Annotated in this window: 1 protein-coding gene; it reads right to left on the bottom strand. The window is 65.1% G+C overall.

The window, feature by feature from the left end; translation table 11 throughout:
- Positions 1–37 precede the first annotated feature (37 nt).
- Positions 38–856, bottom strand: coding sequence for a hypothetical protein (locus ALLO2_RS19965; protein ID WP_023842291.1), 819 nt, complete (start codon positions 854–856; stop codon positions 38–40).
- Positions 857–1258 lie beyond the last annotated feature (402 nt).

The raw sequence follows: 1258 nt of genomic DNA, 5'->3' as shown, positions 1-1258 counted from the left end.
CCGAGCTGGGTTGCTCGGAGGCTCCGGGCGGGTGGTCTCAGTCGTCGGTGTGGTGTTCGCGGTGGGGTCGGTCGCGGTGGGTGAGGTTGCGGCGGATGTCGTCGCAGCGGTTGGTGAGTTCGCGTGCTTCCGCGAGTGCGGCGTCACGGGTTTTGATCACGGCGCGGCGTGATCCGTACTTGCCGCCGTAGGTCTGCTGGGCGACGGTGGCGAGTAGTCCGGCGCGTCCAAGATCTTCGGCGTGGCCTGCCAGGTGGAGGAGCTGCCGCAGGGTGGGGAAGTCGCGTCCGTCTTCCCACGCCATCGCGAAGATCACGTTGGAGAGTCCGGCGAGATAGGTCACCGACGCCAGATGCTCGGCCTGCCGTCGGGCCGTGTCGGGGTTGTCGGCGTCGGGGGTGGTGCGATGGGGGCGGTAGCCGTTGCGCTGGGCGGCGTCGTGGACCGCCCAGCGGCGGATGACGGCACGGTTCACGACGGAGGTCTCGCCGTCCTGGGTCTGGTACTGCCACCCGTCGGGTTCCCGGGTGGTGACGTTCAGGGAGGCGACGGCGCAGTTCCGGATGATCGTCCCGAGCCGACGGGCGTAGATCAGTACCGCGTCCTGGGCGATGTCGTCGGACACGTCGTCGCTGCCGTAGGTGCCGAATCCGTCCCGGGCGATGGTGGCGCTGCCGTCGGCGCGCTTGCGGGAGCGGGATGCGTCGACCTTCCGGCAGTGGCGGTGTGCGTGGTCGACGATCGCGGCCCAGTCCGCTTCGGTGACACGCGCCATGTCCTCAGCCGTGGCGGACTGGGCGGGAACGATCGACGGAATGTCCCGGGAAAAGAATGAGGAAAAGAAGTCATGCGACATGGAGGACTCCATGTGAGTGGGGGATTTAGCGCCGCGCGCCGGGCGCAACGCGCCGATAACTAATAATCCCTCCACGCACCCAAGGGATCAATACCGTCGGGCGATTATTTCTAGGATTTTTGGGCAATCCGGCAATCATATTTCCGCAGATCGGAGACCAATCCCCGCAAGTCGACAAACGGCAGGGGTGTAAGTCGCAAAAAGAATGCAAGCACGAAAGAATAGGCCGAGCGAAATGCAAAGGAAGGGTCGCGTGGGGAATTCAGGTATTCGTGGAATTCTAGTTGAATGCGCCTATCTGAACGGCGGCTGTCGGGACCCGTGGGCCTGGAGCGGCCCGACTATCATCCAGGGCTCCTGGTAGCCAGTCGGGCTGTTCTTGGGCGGTGCCAGCGGGCCCCT

Origin of the sequence: Frankia sp. Allo2 (genome assembly GCF_000733325.1) — a bacterium.
GTDB lineage: Bacteria > Actinomycetota > Actinomycetes > Frankiales > Frankiaceae > Frankia > Frankia casuarinae.
This window is presented reverse-complemented; position numbering and strand designations above follow the sequence as displayed.

What these genes read in the sequence shown, in the direction of transcription:
- ALLO2_RS19965 (WP_023842291.1), bottom strand. Translation starts at nt 856, where the DNA reads ATGTCGCATGACTTCTTTTCCTCATTCTTTTCCCGGGACATTCCGTCG.